Origin of the sequence: Phenylobacterium sp., from assembly GCF_036263695.1 — a bacterium.
Classification (GTDB): Bacteria; Pseudomonadota; Alphaproteobacteria; order Caulobacterales; family Caulobacteraceae; genus Phenylobacterium.
In genome coordinates this window covers 1-1854 of the sequence record NZ_DATAGM010000052.1, presented here as the reverse complement: position 1 = coordinate 1854, position 1854 = coordinate 1, and the positions used below count along the sequence as shown (strand labels likewise).

The 1854-nt window shown below is 72.8% G+C and carries 2 protein-coding genes; both read left to right on the top strand.

Features of this window, described 5'->3' with window-relative positions; translation table 11 throughout:
* The first annotated feature begins 190 nt into the window (after positions 1 to 190).
* Complete coding sequence (locus VHK87_RS01945) at positions 191 to 1102, top strand: hypothetical protein (protein ID WP_329633210.1); 912 nt, start codon at positions 191 to 193, stop codon at positions 1100 to 1102.
* A gap of 40 nt (positions 1103 to 1142) precedes the next feature.
* Positions 1143 to 1854: hypothetical protein (locus VHK87_RS01940; RefSeq protein ID WP_329633209.1), on the top strand; the 712-nt coding region annotated here is incomplete at its 3' end.

Genomic DNA, 1854 nt, shown 5'->3' with positions numbered 1-1854 from the left:
CTGCGGCGCGATCCGGAGCGGCTGAGCGCCTTCGCAGCGGCCTGGCGCGGCGCCAGCGCCGAGTTCCGGGCCTATAAGCAGCTGCACCTGTACGACGACCTGGTGGCCGCCTATCTTCGCGCGGCGGGTGAATCCGGCGCCCACGGCGGCGCTGGGCCTTCACACTAGGGGTTCAGAGGACGAGGCGAAGATGCGCATCAGCTGGTTGATCCCGCTCGCCGCCCTGGCCCTGGCCGGGTGCCAGGCGCGCGAACCGCAGGCTCCGGGCCGCCCCGGCGGCCAGGCCGCGGCGCCGCCGGCCGCGACTGCGCCGGTCCCGCCGCCGACTCTGGAGCCGGCGCCGCAGACCGCGGCGGGCCTCGCCTGTCCGCCCGCGAAGGTGCAAGCCGCCTGCCCCCCGGCCGCCAAGGCCTCGGCGCGTCGGCAGAAAGCGCGGACCGTCCGTCACACAGGCGCGGTCGCGCAGCGGGTCGTCCAACGCCGCGACCGCGGCGGCTACGAGCGCCGCCCCGTCGTTGTCCCGCCCGGCGGCGGCTATCGCTACGAAGACCTGGAGGACCGCGAAATCGAGCGCCGCTACGCCGAGCGTCGCTACGAGGGTGAGCGTTACGGCCGCCGCGAAGGCCACGAGACCGACGGCGGCTATCGCCACGAGGACCATCGCCACCCCGAGGACGGCTATCTGGACGTGCGGCCCTACCGCAAGCCGCTTCCGCCGCCGCCCCGCCACGACGAGGAGCGGTTCGCGGACCGGGAGAGCTATCGCCGTGAGGATCGCTACAGCGGCGGGCACGTGGAGCGCCGCGGCGGCTATGCGCAGGGCGGCTACGAGCGGCACGAGGGCTACGGCGAGCGCCGGCCGCACAAGCCGGAGATCCGCCGTGAGCACCGTGAGGCGCGGCTGCACGGCGGCGTGCGCCGCTATGAGGAGCGCAGCTACGAAGAGAGCAGCAGCTTCCGCGAGTCCTACCGCGAGAGCGGAAGCTCGCACGGCGTGATCGCTCGCGGCGGCCCGTGCTGCGTGCGGCCCGGGCTCGAGGCGGCCGGGCGGGACGCCAACGGCTTCCTGACCTGGCCCGGGAAGGTCCCGGCGATCCCCTAAGGGGCTTTCCTCGCCCGGGCGGCCGCCGCATAGGAGGGGTATGCCCGCGGACGCGCCGTCGATCTTCCTCGCCACCCCCTGCTACGGCGGCGAGGTCACCATCGAGTACATGAAGAGCGTCATGGCCCTGCAGGCGGCCTGCGACGCGCGCGGCGTGCGGCTGCGCCTGGAGCTGCACGGCGGCGACTCGCTGATCCCTAGGGCCCGCGGCACGCTGGCCACCCGCTTCCTGGCCAGCGACTGCAGCCATCTGTTCTTCTGCGACGCGGACATCGGCTTCGCACCCGACGCCGTGTTCCGGCTGCTCGAGGCCGGCAAGGACCTGATCGGCGGAATCTATCCGCTGAAGCGCACCGAGTGGGAGAAAGTCCGCAAGGCGGCCCTGGCGGGGGCGGCGGACCTGCAAGCCGCCTCCCTTGGCTTCGTGATCCGCTTCATCCCGAACGCTCGCAATGAAGTCGAGGTGGAGGACGGTCTGGCGCGGGTCGCCTACGTCGGCACCGGCTTCATGATGGTCGCTCGGCCGGTGGTCGAACGGCTGGCCGCCGCGCACCCGGAGCTGAAGGTCAGGATGGGCGACATGTCCTCCAGCGAGGAGGTCCACATGCTGTTCGAGACCATGGTCGAGCCCGAGACGCGCGAGTACCTCTCCGAGGACTACGCCTTCTGCCGCCGCTGGCGCGATCTGGGCGGCGAGGTGTGGGCGGATCTCTCGCCCACCCTGATCCATGTGGGCCGCGCTTCGTACTCGG